Origin of the sequence: Luteibacter aegosomaticola, from assembly GCF_023078475.1 — a bacterium.
GTDB classification, from domain to species: domain Bacteria; phylum Pseudomonadota; class Gammaproteobacteria; order Xanthomonadales; family Rhodanobacteraceae; genus Luteibacter; species Luteibacter aegosomaticola.
Genome location: NZ_CP095741.1, coordinates 4,183,600 through 4,203,905, shown reverse-complemented (window position 1 = coordinate 4,203,905; position 20,306 = coordinate 4,183,600). Strand labels below are relative to the sequence as shown.

The 20,306-nt window shown below is 65.9% G+C and carries 8 protein-coding genes; 5 read left to right on the top strand and 3 right to left on the bottom strand.

What is annotated here, in order from left to right:
- Window positions 1-69 precede the first annotated feature (69 nt).
- Together L2Y96_RS18840 and L2Y96_RS18835 are read right to left on the bottom strand one after the other, a co-directional pair.
- The gene (locus L2Y96_RS18840; RefSeq protein WP_247329272.1) at window positions 70-708 is read right to left on the bottom strand and encodes a glutathione S-transferase family protein; all 639 of its coding nucleotides are present in this window, start codon (window positions 706-708) and stop codon (window positions 70-72) included.
- Window positions 709-752: 44 nt separating this feature from the next.
- Complete coding sequence (locus L2Y96_RS18835; RefSeq protein ID WP_247329270.1) at window positions 753-1,649, bottom strand: LysR family transcriptional regulator; 897 nt, start codon at window positions 1,647-1,649, stop codon at window positions 753-755.
- Window positions 1,650-1,818: 169 nt separating this feature from the next.
- Here L2Y96_RS18835 and L2Y96_RS18830 point away from each other — a divergent pair, with 169 nt between their 5' ends.
- Complete coding sequence (locus L2Y96_RS18830; RefSeq protein ID WP_247329267.1) at window positions 1,819-2,814, top strand: aldo/keto reductase; 996 nt, start codon at window positions 1,819-1,821, stop codon at window positions 2,812-2,814.
- Between the two features lie 176 nt (window positions 2,815-2,990).
- Window positions 2,991-3,335: a hypothetical protein gene (locus tag L2Y96_RS18825; protein WP_247329265.1), complete on the top strand. Its 345-nt coding sequence runs from the start codon at window positions 2,991-2,993 to the stop codon at window positions 3,333-3,335.
- A 40-nt stretch (window positions 3,336-3,375) separates the two neighbouring features.
- On the opposite strand, the gene L2Y96_RS18820 is transcribed toward L2Y96_RS18825, so the two are convergent.
- Entirely contained in the window at window positions 3,376-4,266 is an 891-nt protein-coding gene (locus L2Y96_RS18820; RefSeq protein WP_247329262.1) for a LysR substrate-binding domain-containing protein, read from the bottom strand.
- A gap of 217 nt (window positions 4,267-4,483) precedes the next feature.
- Between L2Y96_RS18820 and L2Y96_RS18815 the strand changes: the two genes are divergently transcribed.
- From L2Y96_RS18815 to L2Y96_RS18805, 3 genes are all read left to right on the top strand, one after another.
- Entirely contained in the window at window positions 4,484-5,269 is a 786-nt protein-coding gene (locus L2Y96_RS18815; protein ID WP_247329260.1) for a response regulator transcription factor, read from the top strand.
- 4 nt (window positions 5,270-5,273) lie between these two features.
- Window positions 5,274-8,741, top strand: coding sequence for a hybrid sensor histidine kinase/response regulator (locus L2Y96_RS18810; protein WP_247329257.1), 3,468 nt, complete (start codon window positions 5,274-5,276; stop codon window positions 8,739-8,741).
- 287 nt (window positions 8,742-9,028) lie between these two features.
- Window positions 9,029-20,299 carry a VCBS domain-containing protein gene (locus tag L2Y96_RS18805; protein WP_247329254.1) on the top strand — a complete coding sequence of 3,757 codons (11,271 nt, stop codon included), beginning with the start codon at window positions 9,029-9,031 and terminating at the stop codon, window positions 20,297-20,299.
- Window positions 20,300-20,306: the final 7 nt, after the last annotated feature.

Sequence of the window (20,306 nt, the reverse complement as noted above, 5' to 3'; positions counted from 1 at the left end):
AGCGAGCTTGCTCGCGATGGGCCCTGCCGCAAGCACCCATCGCGCGCAAGCGCGCTCCTACAAGGGCTTTTACGGGTTGTTGTAGGCGGCTTGTGCGGCGTAGGCGCGTTGGTACGCTGGCCTTGCATGGCCGCGTTCGACATAGGCTGCGAGCGTGGGATGGCCGGCGAGGATGCCGGAGGGCTTCAGCCGCTGTAGCACCGAGATCATCATGAGATCGCCGACGGTGAATTCGCCTTCGAGCCATTCGCTGTCGCCCATGTGCGCGGCGAGCTGGTCGAGGCGCTGGCGGATGCGCTCGAGCACCACGGGCATGCGTTGTTCGGCCCACGGCTGCTGGCCTTCGGCGAAGCGGGCGTTGGAGAGATCGAGGATGGGCGGCTCGACGGAGCTGAGCGCGGCGAACATCCACATGAGCGCACGCATGCGCGCATCCGGGTCGTCGGGAAGCAGGCTGCCGTAGCGCTCGGCCAAGTGGAAAATGATCGCACCCGATTCGAACAGGGTGAGGCCATCTTCCTCGAACACAGGGATCTGCCCGAAGGGATGCCGTGCAAGGTGCGCCGGTTCCTTCAGGCTCGGAAACGGCACGCCGCGAACCTCATACGGCTGCCCCACCTCTTCAAGCGCCCAGCGCACCCGAGTATCGCGGGCCAGGCCCTTGCCTCCATCCGGTGACTTCTCGAAACACGTGATCGTAATCGTCATGGTCAGACCCTCCCGGTGGGCCGACCATACCGCAATGCTGGTCGTTACGACGGCCGGGGATACCTCAGGGCGTCTACCAGGGCCGTTAGCGCGGGCGCGCCATGCCTGCGGTTGGGGTAGTAGAGGTGGTAGCCGGGGAAGGGGGTGCACCACTTTTCCAGCACGCGAATCACCGCGCCGCTGTCGATGTGCGGTTGGGCCATGTCTTCGGGCACCCAGCCAAGGCCGAGGCCACGCATGGCCGCGTCGAGCACCTGGGTGCCGCTACTGGCGATGGCCTGGCCCTCTACACGCACCTTGATCTCGCGCCCGTCCTTGTCGAAGTCCCACGGCATCAGCCCGCCGTGCGTGGGCAGGCGCAGGTTGATGCAGTTATGGCGGGTAAGGTCTTCAGGAGTCTTGGGCTTCTTCCGTTGCGCAAAGTACGTGGGGGAACCCACGACCGCCATGCGCATGTAGGGCCCGATCGGCACGGCGATCATGTCGCGTGCCAACTGCTCGCCGAGGCGGATGCCGATATCGAAGCGCTCGGCCACGATATCGACGAGCTCGTAATTGATGGCCACTTCCACGGTAATGTCCGGGTATTGCGGAAGGAAGCGTTCCAGCGCGGGCCAGATAATCGTATTGGCCGCGTGCTCGGCGGTGGTGATGCGCAGGTTGCCAGCCGGCTTTTCGCGTAACTCGCCCAGTGCCTCGACTTCGGCTTCGATTTCCTCAAGCCGGGGCGCCACGCTTTGCATCAAGCGTTCGCCGGCTTCGGTGGGAGCGACACTACGCGTGGTTCGGGTCAGTAGCCGGACCCCTAGCCGTGCTTCGAGCCCCCGAATCGCATGGCTTAGCGCCGACTGCGAGGTGCCAAGCCTGGCTGCGGCCCGCGTGAAGCTGCGCTCCCGAGCGACGGCAATGAAGGCCATGATGTCCTGGATATCCTTGCGCATGGGAGCGTGCCGAGGCGAGGGGAGGGGTGCCTATGATGCTAGCACCGGGCCCCTGCATTAATGCTGGAAATTCATAAGCGCTTGCCGAATTGCCTATCTAGTTCACGAGCCCATGGGGGCTTACCTTTTCCCTGCTAACCCACCCCCATCCCCTTTCGAGGACACCCCCATGCAAAAGCGCCAACTCGGCACCAGCGGCCTTGAAGTCTCCGCCATCGGCTTCGGCTGCATGGGCCTCAACTTCGGCTACGGCACCGTCACGCCGGAAGCCGAAGCCATCGACCTGATCCGCGCGGCCTACGACCGCGGCGTGACCTTCTTCGACACCGCCGAGGTCTACGGCCCGTTCACCAACGAGGTCGTCGTCGGCAAGGCGCTTGCGCCGATCCGCGACCAGGTCGTCATCGCCACGAAGTTCGGTTTCGATATCGATCCGGATACCGGCAAGCAGAATGGCCTCAACAGCCGTCCCGAGCACATCCGCAAGGTGGCTGAGGCGTCGCTCAAGCGCCTGGGCATCGACACCATCGATCTGCTGTACCAGCACCGCGTGGATCCGAACGTGCCGATCGAAGACGTCGCCGGCGCGGTGAAGGACCTGATCGCTGAAGGCAAGGTTCGCCATTTCGGCCTGTCCGAGCCGGGTGCGGAGACCGTGCGTCGCGCACACAAGGTGCAGAAGGTCACGGCGCTGCAGAACGAGTATTCGCTGTGGACCCGCGGGCCGGAGACGAACGGCATTCTCGAAGCTTGCGAAGAGCTTGGTATCGGCCTCGTCGCGTACAGCCCGCTGGGCAAGGGCTTCCTGACCGGCGCCATGAGCAAGGAAACCCAGCTCGGCGAGAACGACTTCCGCAAGCTGCTGCCGCGCTTCACCGCGGATGCGATGAAGGCCAACGAAGCGCTGGTCGAGCTTCTCAAGAACATCGCCGAGCACAAGCAGGCGACGCCGGCCCAGGTCGCACTCGCCTGGTTGCTCTCGCGCAAGCCGTGGATCGTGCCGATCCCGGGTACGACGAAGCTGCATCGTCTTGAGGAAAACATCGCCGCGGCCAACGTCGCACTGACGACGGACGAGCTGGCAACGATCGAAAAGGCCGCGGCGGCCATCGACATCACCGGTGATCGTTACCCGGAACACCTGATGAAGATGGTGGGTCGCTAAGCTAGGACTACAAACGCAGGACTACACGCCTGTCTGCGATCACGTACGAAGAGGCGTGGGCGCCGCCTACATAGCGGTGGCCTGCTCCGTTGCTATCGTTTTCTCCACCGAATCAACCGCTCGTAGGACGCCACGCAACGTTGCGTGGCGATGCGATGTCACTGAAGGAGAGAACGATGGAAAACGCAGAAAAAGTCCCCGTCAAAGGTGTCACCGTCCGCATGCTTCGCATGGACGGTGCACCGCCCCGGCCCACCGAAAAGCAGACCTCGTACGAGGAGTTTAACCTCGCGATGGAATGGTTGAACTACGCACGCAGCTCGGCGCAGCTACTCGCTGATCGCTTGCACGAGATGGAGGAGGATGGGGATGAGGAATTTCCCGATCTGGCGCTCGCGGCTAACGGCATTTGCGCCATGATCCGCGAAGGCACCGACCGTGCCGCGTCCTGCTACAGCACCCTTCGCTTCGAACACGCCGAACGCAACGGCATGCAAATCCCCGAAGAGCTCCGTTTCTAACCCCATGTAGGAGCGCGCTCGCGCGCTCCTACAACGGCGTTTAGGCGATCGCGGCTAGCTTGCTTTGCATAAAACGCACGAAGCTGACGGTGGCGTCGGAGGCGACGCGGCCGGTGACCGTCAGAGCGTGGAGCGGGAGGGGCTCGGGTTCGAACGCCTCCAGCAGGGTCGTGAGCTTGCCGCTCGCAAACTGGTCGGCCACAAGATAATGCGGCAGCTGGGCGACGCCGAGGCCACCTTCCACTGCCGCGAGTAGCGCGGCGACATCGGCGAAGGCCACGCGCACGTTGCGCCGCCGCGGCGCCACGCCGCGGAAGTGCCAGAAACCGGAAGCGTCCGCGCCGAGCGAGATGCAATCCTCGTCGTCCAGTTCACCGGGGTGGCGGGGCACACCCACACGGCGCAAGAGATCGGGGCTGGCGACGGTCACGCGGCGCAGCGCGCCGAGCGAACGGGCCACCACGTCGGTGCTGTCCGGCAAGGTGTCACGCAGGCTCAGGATCACATCGGTCTGCTGGCGCAGCAGCTGGTTCATATCGCCACCGCCCACGGACACGGCAAAACGTGTGCGCGGGTGCACGGCGGTGAAATCCGACATAAAGCTCGCGACCATCGGGGAGAGAAGGCCGTGCGCTTCAATGCGCACCAGGCGCTGGTCTTCGCCCGGCAGGCGTGCTGCCTGTTCAGCGGCTACCGCGGCTTCGCACATGGCGGCGGCGTGCTGGTACACGCGCTCACCGGTGGCCGTCACCCCAAACTGGCGAGCATTGCGGTGGAGCAGGCGTGCGCCGAGACGTTCTTCCAGGGCGAGGATGCGGCGGCTGATCAGTGAACGGGTCGTCCCCAGCTTGGTCGCGGCAGCGGAGAAACCGCCTGCCTCGATCGCCTGCACCAGCAGGTAGAGGTCGCCCAGATTGTCAATCGAATCCATGCCTTGCACGGTCTTCTCGTCGCTGCTGCGTCGTTTGGAATGTGCAGAAATGGTAGTGCCCCCTATGTGAGCAAGACTTCGCCAGAGCGTCAAAGCCGTTTGCTTGAGGGGAATCTTACCCGGCGTAAACGTATACTTCGCGCCGGGCGCGCCACCGGACGTGGCGATCGCCCCTACCGGGGGGAAGATGGTGTCGGCGCAGGAACCACACATTCTGGTGATCGATGATGCCCCCGAGGGCATCCGCGAGCTCATCCTGGCCCTTCGGGCCGAACCGTATCGGGTGAGCCTGGCCACCACGGCCGAGCAGGGTGTGCAGCGTGCGCAAGCGCTCGCGCCGGACCTGATCCTCCTCGATGTGCGCATGCCGGGCATGGATGGGTTTACCGTTTGCCGCCTGTTGCAGGAAATCCAGCCCGCGCGCGACGTGCCTATCCTGTTCCTGACTGCCGCGGCCAGCGAAGAAGAGCGCCTGGCGGGCCTGGGCCAGGGCGCCGTGGATTACATCCTTAAATCGTGCAGCCCGGCTGAGCTGCTGGCGCGCGTACGCATCCACCTGCGCCTGACCCGCCGCGGCGTGCCAGGTGATGTGCCGGCGGATATGCCGATGGGCCGTGACGAGGTGGTGTTGCGCGCCGCCATGCGTTTCGTCAGCCAGCGCCTGGCCGAGCCGCTGGGCCTTGATGAGATTGCCGCGGCAGTCGGTACGTACGATAAGCGTCTCTCGGCGATCTTCCGCCAGCGCCTGGGCACCACGGTGTTCGCGTGGATCCGCGAAGAGCGCCTGCGCAAGAGCCGCGAGTTGCTCGCGGGTACGAGCCTCGGCATGCAGGATATCGCCAGCACCATCGGCTTCCGCAGCGCGGCCAATTTCGCGACGGCGTTCCGTGAACGCTTTGGGGTGACGCCAGGCGATTACCGGCGTGCAGCCGCCACCGTTACCGCCGATGACACGCCCACCCGAGACGTGCCCACCCGCGACGTGGCCATCGAACGTGGCTAAGGCCATGCTTCGCGTGGCTGCCACGCTGGCGCTTGGGCTCATCGCGACGTTGGCCCACGCCTCCGCGGTCCAGCTGCCTCTGACGGTCTACGACCAGGGCAACGGTCTTACCAGCCTCTCCGTCGTGCGTCTCCAGGAGGGCCACGACGGCTTCCTCTGGGTGGGTACGGAGAAAGGCCTGTACCGCTTCGATGGCCTGGGCTTTGAAGGTATTGGCCCTGCGAAGGGCTTCCAGACGTCTGAAGTCGTCGCGATGGCGGAAGACGCCGGCGGACACCTGTGGGTGGCCTCGCGTGCAGGCCTGCAGCGTCGCAACGACGAGGGTACGTTCGCCTGGGTGTCGCCGGGTGAGAAACGTCTGCTCGTCGATCGCGGCCAGTCGCTCGCGGCCGATGGACAGGGCGGCATGCTTGCCGTGAGCGGCCACCGCCTGCTGCGCCTGGCGCAAGAGGGCGGTGGCGCGTGGGTCGAAACGCAACCGCTTGCGAACCTGCAGGCGCAGGCGCCAGGCGACGTCACCGCCGTGCTCCAGCACAGTGGCACCACCTGGTTCGGCTGCGGCCCGGCGTTGTGCCGCCTGCGTAACGGCGTGCTTACCCGCTTCGGTGAGGACAAGGGCGTGCCGGCGGACAAGTGGCTCGGCTTGCTCGCATCGCGCGATGGCAGCGTGTGGGCGCGTGGCATCGGCCACGTGTTGCGCTTGCCGCCCAATGCCACCGCGTTCGTCGCGCACGACATGCCCGAAGGCCATATGAAGGTGGCGGCGTCGAGCATCGATATCGTCGAAGACAGGGCAGGGCGCATCCTTACGCGTACCGATGTGGGCCTTGCTCGCTGGGACGGTGGGCAGTGGCAGTTGTTCGATGCGGCGAATGGTCTGCCGGGTGTCGGCATTTCCTCCATGGTCTCCGATCGCGATGGCATGGTCTGGATGGGCACCTACGGGCGCGGCGTCTACTACTGGAGCAGCGCGGATGCCGTCGAGGACTGGACCGCCGCGCAGGGCTTGAGTGGCAACCTCGTCTGGTCGATCGCCCGCGCCGATGCGCATACGTTGTGGGTGGCGAGCGAAGCCGGCGCGGAAGTGATCGAGCCCGAGCAGAACGCGGCCCATCGCGCCCCGCTGGCGCTGCCGCCACCCGCGCAGGCGCATGCGGTGATCGCGGACGGGAAGGGCGCGCTATGGTACTTCCTGTTCGATGGCCGCGTGGCGCGCTACGACACGCAGACCCACGAAACGCGCGTGGTCACGACGCTGCCCTATCTCATCCGCGGCGCGCTGCGCGATCACACGGGGCGCTTGTGGGCCTACACGCTGGGCGGCTTGTTCGAGATCGATCCGCTGAAGGGCACGGCCACGCGTGCCGCGCCGGATCTGATTCCATCGACGATGTGCTCGGATGCGAGCGAAGACACCGCGGGCCGGCTCTGGGTGGCGTGCAGTGCCGGCCTGTTCCGCCTGAGCGGTGGCCGCTGGACGCACGTGCAGCTGCAGCCCGGCGAATCCGCGGGCGGCTACGAGAATATCGCCGTGACGCCCGATGGCCGCTTGTGGCTGAGCGCGTTGCAGCCGGGCCTGTGGGTGGCCGATACCAGCGACAAGGACACGCTGGCCGCTGCGCCCGTGGATGATGCGCTGCTCGCCGATACCCGTTTCTATTTCCTCCGCGTGGATCAGCGCGGCCGCCTGTGGGCGGGCGGTGGCAGTGGCGTGGATGTGTTGGACCACGGGGCGTGGGCGCGGCTTTCCATGCGCGACGGCCTGCTATGGGATGAAACCAACCACGGTGCGTTCCTCGCTGATACCGACGGCACGGTGTGGATCGGTGCGCCGGTGGGGCTCACCCACGTGCTCGATCCCGACCAGTTGCTGGCGCCACGCAACATCCTGCCGGTACTGACCGGCGTGCATTACGGCGATGCGCCGGTCGATACGCGTGAGGCGCTTCCCTATAAAGAGGCCGCCGCGCTGGTGTTGCACTTCGGCGTGGCCAACAACAACGCGGGCCATCCGGTGCGCTTCCGTTATCGCCTGCCCGGCGTCGACGGCGGTTGGGTGGAAACCGCCCAGCGCGAAGTGCGTTACGCCTCGTTGCCATCGGGCCACTACACGTTTGAAGTGCAGGCGGTGGATGTGAATCGCCGCGTCGCTTCGCCGCCGCTCACGCTCAGCTTTACCGTCGCGCCGCCGTGGTGGCAGACACCGTGGGCTTATGCGGCCGCCGTACTGCTGGTGCTGGCTGTGATGTGGGTGGCCTGGCGCTGGCGCATGCGCGTGCTGATCGCCCATGCCCGTCGGCTGGAGGCCGTGGTGGAAGTACGCACGAGCGAACTGCGCGATGCCTTGCAGGCGCGCCGCATGCTGCTCGCCCACGTGGGCCACGACCTGCGTGCACCGCTCAACACCATTCTTTCCGCGGTGCGTAAGTGGCGCCGCGGCGACGTGGGCCGCGATTATCCGCGGATCATCGAGCGCCACGTGCACCAGCAGATGGCGTTGATCGACGAACTGCTGGAATTCTCGCGTGGCGAGCTCACCGGCCTGCGCCTGGAGCCGGCACCGGGTTATCTGCACGCCTTCCTGCATGAGTTGGCCGAGCGTGCCGAGCTGCTTGCGGAGCGCCATGGCAATCACCTCACCACGCATTTCGACGAACGCCTGCCTGCGCTGGTGGTCGCGGATTTCCGCCGCCTCGGCCAGGTGCTGATGAACCTGCTCGGCAACGCCGCCAAGTTCACCCACGGTGGCACGGTCGTGCTGCATGCCGAGGTGCTGCACGGCCCGGGCAACGGCGTGCGCCTGGGCTTCACGGTGGAAGACACCGGCATCGGCATGGATCCGAAGGCGCTGGAGGCGCTACGCCAGCCGTTCGCCCGCGGCGACAACGCGGCTCGCCACGATGGCAGCGGTCTGGGCCTTGCGATCGTGGAGCAGCTGCTCGAGCACATGGGGTCGCGTCTCGCGGTCGAGGCCGTGCCGACGGGCGGTAGCCGTTTCACCTTCGCCGTGGAGGTGCCGCTGGCCAGCGTCGATGACGTCGAAGCCGAGCTGGCGCCCGGCGAGGATGCCGGGGAGGTCGATGGCGCCGATGAGGTCGTCTTGGTGGTCGAGCCGCATGCCCCGACCCGGGCGGTGCTCTGCGACCTGCTGGATGGCTACGGCTTCCATAGCGTGGCGGCGGCCGACGGCCAGGCGGCGCTCCAGGCGATGCAAGCCCACCGCCCGGCCCTCGTGATTACCGAGCTACGTTTCCCGGGTGGGGATGGCTGGCGCCTGCTGCATGCCGCCCGCGATCTTCACAAAGACCTGCCCGTTCTCCTCTACGCTGCGACCCACCCGGCGCCGTCCTTCGTCACACATGTGAACTTCAACGGCGTGCTGTTGAAGCCGGCCACGGCGGGGGAGCTGATGCGCCAGGTGATGAAACTCGCCGTTACGCGCCCGGGCCTAACTCCAAGCCCTGTAGGGTGAAAAATTCCTAGTTGCCGAATCCTCGTATTCCCCTTCGGCAAATACGAGGGAAGCCTGTTGTGGCGCCCTTTGCGCGGGCGGCTTTGCTGGAGGGGAAGTTTGTCACGTCCGGCATGACATAAGTTCCTGCGCTACCCACTTTCCTGTATCAGGGTTGCTACATACGATCGCGCCAACTGCTGTGACGTAGTTCACAGCTTTTATACCGAACCTTCACTCCTGCGACTGAGCCAGCCGCGGGATGGCGTCGTTCGGCCCGTAAAAGCCAGCACAGAGCAAGGCGCACCATGCCAGGGACAAAGTCGAACAACCCCTTCCGCCCGCGTACCCACCGTTACGCGCTCGAGCCCCGCCAGATGTACGACGGCGCGGCGCTCGTGGAAGCCGCCCACCACGCCGATCCGGCGGAAGCGGCCCACGACGCAGGCAAGTTCCACAGCGCCGCCGCCGACCAGCCCGGCCATGCCGTGCAGGCCGAGGCGAAGACCCCGGCACCGGCTGCCGCGCCGGCCCCTGCCGCCACCGCCGCTCCCTCCGAGGCCCAGCCGAAGGAGGTCTACGTCGTCGACGAGAGCGTGGCCAACTGGCAATCGATCGTGGCCCAGCTGCCCAAGGGCAGCCAGGTCATCGTGATCGACGACAACTCCTCGGGCATGGACCAGCTCGCCAACGCCTTGCGCGGCGAGCACGACATCAGCGCCATCCACATCATCAGCCACGGCTCCAGCGATTCGATTTCGCTGGGCACCGATACGGTGACGGCGGCGAACATCGACAGCTTCGCCCACCAGCTCGGGGATGTGGGCTCCACGATGACGGCCGGCGGCGACATCCTGCTTTATGGCTGCGATGTGTCCAGCAAGGACACGGCCATGGTCACCGAGATGGCCAAGCTCACCCACGCCGACATCGCTTCGTCCACAGACGAAACCGGCGCGGCCGATCGCGGCGGCAACTGGGTGCTGGAAAGCAGCACCGGGCACATCGAGGCGCGTGCGCTGTCGTTGAACTACGACGGCCTGCTCGAAGCGCCGACCGTGGATACGACGGCCAAGAGCGTCACCGCGTCCGAACCGAGCCCGCTCAATGCGGCTGGCGCGGACCACGCGACGCTGACCGGCTGGACCATCACGGACTCCGGCCAGGTGACGGTGGATGTCGCCGTGGGCGACACCGGCGTGGGCCAGCTCGTCGACAAGAGCGGCCAGGGCCAAACGGTCAACGGCCATCTGGAGTTCACCGGGTCGGCGGCGGATGCCTCCGCGTGGCTGAACCAGCTGCAGTTCGCCGCGGCCGACAAGGAACTGGGCAATACCGCCGCCAAGACCACGATCACCGTGACGGTGAAGGACGTGGCCTCGTCGCTGACGGCCAGCAAATCGCTGGACGTGACGATCACGCCGTCCAACGACCCGGTGACCGTGGGCGATGCCACGCAAAACGTAAGCGAAATCGACGGCGGCACCGGCACGGTGATCACCAAGGACACCCTGGTGGCGGTCGATCCGGAAGTGGCTGCGGGTACGCAGACGCCCACGCAGATCGTGTACAGCGTCACCGCGATTCCCGAGTACGGTTACCTCACGCTCAACGGCAACCGACTGGGCGTCGGCTCCGTGTTCACCCAGCAGGATGTGATCGACGGCAACGTGCGCTACGTGCATACAGCCACGGGCGCGGACCAGGATCACGACGACAGCTTCAGCGCGCGCGTGAACGATGGCGCGACGCCGCTGGCCAGCTCGGATACGGTGAAGATCAGCCTCCATGTCGTGCCGGTCAACCAGGCGCCGACCATCGGCGGCACGGGCGACGTGTACGAAGGCCAGCCGCAGAATGCGGCGAAGACCGGCAACGTGGGCCAGTACATCGTCGCGGACAGCGGCGGTGACCCTCAGGATACGACGCTCACCATCACGATTACCTCGCTGCCGACGCACGGCAAGCTGTACTTCGATGGCGTGGAGGTCACGACCGCCGGCCTCACCTTCGATTACGCCGACCGCAACAAGCTGACCTACAGCAACGACGGCACGGACGGCATCACGCAGGACACGTTCGGTGTGAGCGTGACCGACCTGGGCGGTGGCACGGACACGAAGGCCACCACCACCGGTACCGTCAAGCTCAACATCGTGGCCGTCGACGACGATCCGGTGTTCGACACGGATCACAGCTCACGCGACGCCACGGTGACCGCTGCGGGCAACGGTTCCGATGGTGCCTATACCGTGGTGTTGACGACGGACATGCTCCACGTCACGGACGTCGATTCCCCCGATAGCAACCTCAGCTTCGTGGTGGACCAGGCCGGCCTGACCCACGGTTATCTGTTGCTGAACCACCTGCACCTGCAGCCGGGCCAGGTCTTCACCATGGATGACATCGCGAAGGGCCGCGTGGAGTACGTGCAGGTGAGTGGCGCGGAAGCGGGCCTCACGGACACCTTCAACTTCCAGGTCGTGGATAACACCACGGCACTGCGCTGGAACGCGGATGGCAGCACGTTCACCCGCATCGGCGGCGACTACACCAGCGGCCTGCAGAGCGCCACGCTGGTCACGCGCCAGTTCACCATCCACCTGGCCGAAACCACGGCGGGCAACGGCGGTGACTTCGATCCGCCGACCACCACGGTGACCCACAACGATTCCGACTACGCCGGTACGAACCCGAGCGGCAGCTCGATTGGTACCGTGGATGAGGGCGGCAGCATCGTGCTGCACGGCACGGGTAGCGACTTCAGCAAGGACCCGGGCCTGAGCTACACCGCGGAGGGCGTGCCGCCTTCCCAGGTCGTCTACACCTTCCTCGGCTTCGCGCTCGATGACGGCACCACCGGCGGCGGCACGCTGCAGAAGCAGGTGAATGGCCAGTGGGTGGATATCGCCCTGTATGGCACGTTCACCCAGGCCGACCTGAACAACGGTGACGTGCGCTTCCAGCACGACGGCGGGGAAAACTTCCACCTCGCGGCCAACTTCTCCGTATCGGCCGGTGTGTCGGTGGAGAAGCCCGATGGCACCATCGTCGCGGATACGTGGACACCCACGTTCAACATCTACGTGACCCCGGTGAACGACCTGCCGGTGGTCACGGGCTCGTCGAACACGGTGATCCCCGAAGGCGGCACCGCCATGATCACGACGGGCCAGCTCAGCATCACCGACCCGGACGACGCGACCAGCCAGGACTACCTGGAGGGCACGGCGACGCTCCCGGGCAGCACGAAGGACAACTACGCGGATAACAACGACGCGACGGGTGACCACGCGTTGAAGTTCATCGTGACCTCGCTGCCCACGGGCGGCCGGCTGGAGTACTCGACCGACCAGGGCAAGACCTGGAACGTCGTCACGCTGAACCAGGAACTGGACGCCTCCATCATCACGGGGGACCCGGCCACCACGGGCCTGCGCTTCGTGAGCGATGGCTCGGAAGTACGCGACACGACGTTCACGGTAGGCGCCGTCGACCGCTGGGGCGGCCATTCGCTCAGCGATGGCACGGTGCGCGTCCAGATGACCAACGTCAACGATGCGCCGCAGATCGCCAAGGATCCGACCCAGGCGGATCCCCAGGCGGCTGACGGTTCGCCGAACCTCATCGGTGGCAACGCTGCCAACGAACCGCTGACCGTGAAGGAAGGCGGCTGGGGCCAGATCACCAGCGACATGCTCCAGGCCTACGACCCGGATAGCACCAGCGTCCAGGTGCAGTACCTGATCACGTCCGCGCCGGCGCACGGCAACATTGCCTACTCCACCGATGGCGGCCAGACCTTCCATATCCTGGGTGCAGGCTCCTCGTTCACGCAGCAGGATGTGGCGAAGGGCTACATCTACTACCTCAACGACGGTACGGAATCGCTGGGCCACACGTACACCAGTACGGATAACACGCCGGACGACAAGTTCGGCTTCACCATCTCGGATGGTGACAAGGAGCAGGCCGGCAACTCGTTCTGGATCTATACGGCGCCGACGAATGATGCGCCCGTGGTGAAGGCTCCGACGGGCCCGATCGACCTGGACAGCGCGCAGCCGGCGAACAATCCGGTGGGCGGCTTCAGCGTGTCCGACCCCGACCTCACGAAGGTCACGGACGGCGAGCAGGATTACATGGAGGTCGTGGTCCGCCTGCTGCATTCGGACGGCACGGCATTCAGCGCGGCGGAATACAGCGAAGTGACGATCGGTTACGCCACGACCTCGGGCCTGGGCGTGGATACCGATAAGAACGGCGCTGGCGACTACCTCGTGCTGCGCGGCACGAGTGCCGAGGTCAACGCGGCACTGGCCGGCCTGACCGTGACGTTCTCGACCGACCGTGACGCGAAGTACCAGGTGCAGGTGATCGCCGACGACCGCCTGCGCGATGCGAATGGCAACCTCACCAGCGGCGCCAACGGCGGCGCTGAAAACCAGTCGACGACGCCGGGTACCGGTACGGGTACCTCGACCACCCCGGTGGATACCACCGAGTACGACTGGTACACCGCCGCGGTACCGGACAAGAACGGCAATATTTCGGCAGCCTCCGTGGTCGTCCGCGCCTCGAGCGTGAACGAGCCGGGCGTGCTGACCGGCCCCACCGCCGTGACCACGAAGGAAGACCAGGCCACGTTCATCGGTGGCAGCTTCGTCGTGAGCGATCCGGAATCGGCGGCGTTCGATACGGCGGTGACGATTACCCTGCACGTCGACTTCGGCACGTTGGGCATCGGCGGTGCCGGCACGCAGACGTCGATCAATGGCGTGACGATCAGCGGTGATAACAGCGGCGACCTGGTGCTCACCGGCAAGGCCAGCGATATCCAGAGCCTGCTCAACGATACCGCGCTCGGCCTGACCTATACGAGCGCGAAGGATGCGAACCAGGACCAGAACGGCTCGGCCGACGGCGATGTGACGCTGAAGGTGACGTTCGACGATAGCGGTTCGAAGATCGGTAGTGACACCGGTAACGGCAGCGTCTCGAACAACCCGGCACCGTTGTCGATCGCCATCACGATCGATCCGGTCAACGATGCACCGACCGTGGCCGCGGGCAGCGGCACCGTCTACCTCGACGGCAGCACAGCGGTGGGTGGCTTCGAGGTGAATGACCCCGACTACACCGATGGCGGTGGCATCACCGATGGCGAGACCGACTTCATGGAGGTCACGGTCCGCATCAACGATGCGACTGGCAAGCCGCTGGCCTCGACCGCGTACACGAATATCGTCATTACCTCGGATAACGCCTCCACTTCGGGTGTCCGGGTGGACGACACCTTCGGCGGCACCGATGCCGCTTTGGTGATCCGGGGTACGCGTGCCGAAATCACTGCGTATCTCGCGGGCCTGAGGGTGTCGATCGGCGGTAGCCTTGCCAACGCCGACCAGTCCTATCAGGTCGAGGTGATCGCCGATGACCGCGTGCGCGATGTCGATACCGGCGCACTGGCGAGTTCGCACGATGCCAACGGCGGCCCCAACGCCAACGCCGACAATACGGACACGGCCGATGTCCCGACCGTGGACGTGGATCCGTACGGCAAGATCGACAGCAGCCTCGGCCAGAACGTCGCGTCGAATATCCGCGTGGTGTTCCCGTCCTCGGTGAATAACCCCACGGTCATCGGTGTCACGGATTCGAACGTCGGCACGGAGAGCAGTGCGGGCACCTATGTGCTTCAGCACATCGCGTTGGACGACCCCGATGCGGGTGATAGCCCGATCAGCGCGACCATTACGTTGCCGAGCGGCTTCCTGGTTAACTCACTGGGTGGCGTCGCCATGTCGGCGGGTTCACATGGCACGTTGAACGGTACGGACTACGTGGTCGGCACCGATGCGCAGGGTCACAGCACCATCACGTTGACCGGTTCGATCACCGACGTGGAAGCCGCGCTGAACACGGTCGGCATCAAGATCCCGGCCAGCAGTGCCGACAAGGACAACAACGCGCTGTGGAACGGTACGTTCCAGGTGCAGCTGTCGGTCAACGACCAGGCTAACCATGGCAGCCGCCCGGACCAGGGCACGCTGGACGACGATGCGGCTTACAACGATGGGAACTACGACGGTTCGGTCGGCGACCACTACGGGTACGCCGACAACACCCAAGGTTCCACCGATGCCGCGCTGGTTACCACGCGCCTGATCAATGTCACGATCTCCAGCAGCCTGCAGGTCAGGGAAGAAGGCCTGACCCCGACGGGCCTGGCCGGTTCGCAGGCATCGGACGGCAGCTGGACCTTCGCACTGGGTAACGGCCTCGACAGCGTCACGTTCGCTGGCTCGGCCGGCACCACGCTGACGCTGACGGCCGCGCAGCTCGGGTCGCTCGACAGCATGTCCGAGGCGAGCCGCACGCTCGATACGCCGAACGGTACGCTGGTCATCACCGGCTACGAGACCAACCCTGACGGCACCACGACACTCACCTACCACTACACGCTCACCGGCGCCGTGCAGCAGCCGGGCGTGACGAGCAGCAACGACACGATCACCGTGACCACGACGGACTCGGAGCAGTCCGTCAACAGTGGCGTGATTGTCGTGAACATCGTGAACGACACGCCGACCGCGTACGACGATGCCGCCGAGGTCACCGAAGACAGCCATCAGGCTGCAACCGGCAACGTGGTGACCGATCCAGGTACGACCGGCAAGCCGGACCGCCTTGGCGCGGATGATCCGGGCGCCTCGCCGGTGACCGGCGTGGGCATCGGCGCGGGTGCCACCCCGGTGGCGGGTAACGTCGGTACGCTGATCTCGGGCCAGTACGGCCACCTCACGCTCAACGCCGACGGCAGCTATTCGTACCTGGCGAACGACGACAACGCCGCGGTGAATGCGCTGAAGGACGGCGAGACGCTCAAGGACAGCTTCACCTACCAGATCACCGACAAGGACGGCGATAAAGCGACGGCGACGCTCACCATCACCATCAAGGGCCACACCGACGGTGCCCCGACGATTACCGCCGTCGACAAGAACGGCACCGCTAACGGCAACGTGACGGTGTACGAGAAGGGCCTGGTCGATGGTGACGACAGCCAGATCCAGAAGAGCAGCATCGACTTCACCGCACCGGATGGCCTGACGAGCATCTGGATCGGCGGCACCGAGGTGACCCTGGCGCAGCTGCAGGCGCTGGGCAACGGTAATACGCTTAACCTCGTGTCTACGGACGGCACCCTTACCCTCACCGGGTTCACGGTGAAGGATTCGGTCGGCGGCGTGCCGACGTCCGGCAGCGTTGCCTACACGTTCACGCTGACCCATGCGCCGACGGTGAACACCAGCGCCTTGCAGGAGAACTACACCCTTTCGATCACCGATGCCGGCAAGGCGAAGGTGGACGGGGACGATCTCGGCGTCCTGATCATCGATGACGCGCCGACGGCGAAGGACGATGCGGGCACCGTGACCGAAGACGGTCCGGCGCTCTCGGGCGATGTCGTCCACGGCGACGCGAACGGCGGCGTCGCCGACCGCATTGGCGCCGATGCGACCGCTTCGCCGGTCACGGGCGTGGCGGTAGGCGATACGGGTACGACGGCGACGGATAACGTCGGCTCGGCATTGGTTGGCACGTACGGCACGATCGTCCTCAATGCGGACGGTACGTACACGTACACGCTCGACAACACCAACCCGACCGTCAACGCGCTGAAGGTCAATAGCCAGCCGCTGACCGAAACCTTCACCTATACGATCACCGACGCCGATGGCGACACCAGCACCGCGAAGCTGGTGATCACGATCAAGGGCAAGACCGACGGTACGCCTGCCGTTACCGTGAAGGACAACAACGGAGCCGCCACGGGCGATGCCACGGTGTACGAAGCCGGCCTGGTTGATATGCCGGGTGGCGATGTCACCAGCGGCAAGATTACGGTGGTGGCAGCCGACGGCCTGTCCGGCGTGACCTTCCAGTGGGGTACCGAGACGATCACCCTCAGTCTTGATGAACTCACGCAGATCCATCAGGGGACCCTCAGGGTCGGCTTCGGCACGTCCTACGGCGTCCTCGAGATCAACGGTTTCGATACGACGACCTCGGTGGGCGGCGTAGCGACCGAAGGCAAGATTTCGTATACGTACACGCTCAGTACGGCACCGAGTGTCTCTGGCGACAACGTGGCTGATACGTTCCACCTCACGGTCGTCGATGCCTCCGGTGCGAAGAGCACCGTGTCGGACTTCGTGGTCAACATCGTCAACGACAAGCCGATCGCCAACGCGGATGCGGCCGAGGTGACGGAAGATAGCGGTGTTAACGCCACGGGCAACGTCATCACGGGCACGGGTGCGCACGATGTAGCCGACCGCGTGGGCGCCGACGGTGCCACGGTCACGGGCGTGTCGGCCAACCTGGGCGGCGGATCGACCTCGACCGGTACCGTGGGCTCGGCCCTCGACGGCCAGTACGGCCGGCTTACGCTTAACAGCGATGGCTCGTACACGTATGAGCTGGACGACAGCAATCCGACCGTCAACGCGCTGAAGGACGGCAGCACGCCGCTGAAGGAAACGTTCACCTACACCATCACCGATGGTGACGGTGATACCTCGCAGACCACGCTGGTCATCTCGATCAAGGGCCATACCGACGGCACGCTTACCGTCGGCCCGGATGGCGGCAACGGCACCAACGGTGCGGGTGGCGCAGCCACGGTATGGGAGGCTGGCCTCACCACCGACGGCCCGGCGGCCGACAAGAGCAGCGTCGATGGCACGCTCGATATCGCTTCGCCGGACGGCCTGTCCAGCGTCGTGATCGGCGGCAAGACGATCAGCGCGAGCGACCTTACCGATCTGCACCATGGTGGCAGCCCCATCACGATCACCACGGCCGATGGCAGCACGCTGCTGATCACCGACTTCACCGTGATCGATTCGACCGGCGGCGCCGCGACGAAGAGCACGATTTCGTACACCTATACGCTCAACGGTCCGCGTAGCCAGACCGGCTCCGATCACGAGAACGACACGATCGCCCTTGAGGTGAACGATGCCGGTGGCGGCAACGCGACGGGCTCGCTGGTCGTGACGATCATGAACGACGTGCCGGTGGCGAAGGGCGATACATCGGATGCGTATGAAGACGGCGCGGGTGCCAGCGGCAACGTGATCGGCACGGGCGGCGCTACCGCCCCGGGTCTCGGCGATGTCACCGATCGCCCGGGCGCCGACGGCGGTATCCATGTGACGGGTGTGCACGCAGGCGACACCGGCGGCACCGTCACGGGCAGCGTGGGCGGCAGCGTCGTGGGCCAGTACGGCACGCTCACGCTGAACAGCGATGGCAGCTACTCGTACGCCGTGGATAACGACAACCCGGCCGTCAACGCGCTGAAGGACGGCAGCCAGCCGCTGACGGATACGTACACGTACACGATCACCGATGCCGATGGCGACACCAGCACGGCTACGCTGACCATCCGTATCCATGGCAATACCGACGGCGCGCCGACGGTCACCCCGGCCGATGGCAACGGCGCCGCGAGCGGTCACGCCACGGTCTACGAGCCGGGCCTGACGCCCGATGGTCCGGCGGGTGAGAGCGCTGCCGCCACCGGCACCATCGACCTGACCGCGCCGGATGGCCTCACCAGCGTCAAGGTCGGCGGCACCACGCTCACCGTGGCGGACCTGGACGCGATCCACAGCGGCACGCCGGTGACGATCCACACGCCGGATGGCACCCTCGTGCTGACTGACTTCGTCGCGACGACGAACGCGGCCGGCACGATCACCACCGGTGGCACGCTCAGCTACACCTATACGCTCGACCATGCCGTGGGCCAGTCGGGTGCGGCCGATACGACGGACGAGATTGGGCTGGTGGTTACCGACGCTGGCGGCGCTGATGTGCACGGCACGCTGGTGATCGACATCGTCAACGACACCCCGACCGCTAACCACGACACGGGCGACGTGAACGAAGACGGCGCACCGCTCACCGGCAACGTCGTCACCGGCTCGACGCACGGCGACGTGCCCGACCGCGTCGGCGCGGATGCCACGGCCAGCCCGGTAACGGGCGTGCAGGCCGGTACGGCGCCGGGCGCGGTGAACGGCCACGTGGGCGTCGGCGTGGCGGGCCAGTACGGCACGCTCACGCTCAACGCCGATGGCAGTTACAGCTACGCGGTGGATAACACCAACCCGGTGGTCAACGCGCTGAAGGACGGTGTCACGCTCACCGAAACCTACACGTACACGATCACCGACGCGGACGGCGATGCCGCCACCACCACGCTGACCATCACGATCCACGGCCATACCGATGGCGCGCCGGTGATCGGCGCGGTGGACGGCAACGGTTCGGCCACGGGCCATGCGACCGTGCACGAGGGCGGCCTGGCCGACCACGACGGCAGCCAGACCACCACCGGCACGCTCACCGTGACGGCGGGCGATGGCCTGGCCAGCGTTACCATCGGTGGCACCACGCTCACGGCGGACCAGCTCGGCCAGCTCTCGGGCGGGCACCCGGTCACGATCCACACGCCGGATGGCACGCTCGTGCTCACGGGCTTCCACGCCACCGCGACCAATGGTTCGGTACCGACCGCGGGCACGATCAGCTACACGTACACGCTGGATCATGCGCTGACCCAGAACGGCCCGGACAGCACCGACACGATCGCACTCACCGTGGTCGATCGCGGTGGTGGTACCTCGAACGGCACGCTGGTGGTGGATATCGCCAACGACGTGCCCGTGGCCCACGATGACAGCGCCACGATCGTGCAGGACAGCGGCCAGACCTCGACCAGCGGTAACGTCTACGTCGGCTCCGATCGCATCGGTGCGGACGGCGCGGCCGCCGGTGGCCCGGTCACCGCCGTGTCGTCGCAGAACACCGGCCATGCCGGCGTGATCGGCGGCGGCAGCGCGGGCGCATACGGCACCCTCGTGCTCAACCCGGACGGCAGCTACAGCTACAAGCTCGACGTGGCCAACCCGAAGGTGAGCTCGCTCGATGCGTCGCGCACACTCACCGAGGTGTTCGTCTACACGATCACCGACGCGGACGGCGACACCAGCACCGCCACCCTGACCATCACGATCCACGGCACGACGCCGCCGATCCAGGCCAAGGGCGACGAAATCTGGCCGATCGGCTACGACCACACGAAGCGCGATATCCGTCAGACCTGGGAGCCGGGCCTGTTCGTGCTGCCGGATGGCGTCGCGTTCTCGCAGAAGCTGCTCGAAGACATCGAAGCGGACCGTCGCGTCGGCGAGAACGATTTCGCCCGTGACCACAGCCCGCTGTGGGACGACTTCTCACCGTTCGCCCCGGCGAAGCTGGCAGAGAAAAACGCCACCGATAAGCACCACCACGCTCACGAAAAGGACCACGCGAAGCACACGGCGCAGCACCACGCGCCGCAGGCCTCGCACGAACCGCCGCAGGTGCCCGTGGCTATCCACGTGCCGCCACCGGCGAGCACCCCGGGCGGTGCGCCCTCGCTTTCGGCCCGTATCGCGGCCATGGCGAAGGCCAACCACCCGGAGATTGCCGCCGTGCCCACCACTCAGCCACGCCACTGATGCGCGC

Coding starts and splice junctions, on each gene's coding strand:
- L2Y96_RS18840 (WP_247329272.1), bottom strand. CDS start 708: ATGACGATTACGATCACGTGTTTCGAGAAGTCACCGGATGGAGGCAAG.
- L2Y96_RS18835 (WP_247329270.1), bottom strand. CDS start 1,649: ATGCGCAAGGATATCCAGGACATCATGGCCTTCATTGCCGTCGCTCGG.
- L2Y96_RS18830 (WP_247329267.1), top strand. CDS start 1,819: ATGCAAAAGCGCCAACTCGGCACCAGCGGCCTTGAAGTCTCCGCCATC.
- L2Y96_RS18825 (WP_247329265.1), top strand. CDS start 2,991: ATGGAAAACGCAGAAAAAGTCCCCGTCAAAGGTGTCACCGTCCGCATG.
- L2Y96_RS18820 (WP_247329262.1), bottom strand. CDS start 4,266: ATGGATTCGATTGACAATCTGGGCGACCTCTACCTGCTGGTGCAGGCG.
- L2Y96_RS18810 (WP_247329257.1), top strand. CDS start 5,274: ATGCTTCGCGTGGCTGCCACGCTGGCGCTTGGGCTCATCGCGACGTTG.
- L2Y96_RS18805 (WP_247329254.1), top strand. CDS start 9,029: ATGCCAGGGACAAAGTCGAACAACCCCTTCCGCCCGCGTACCCACCGT.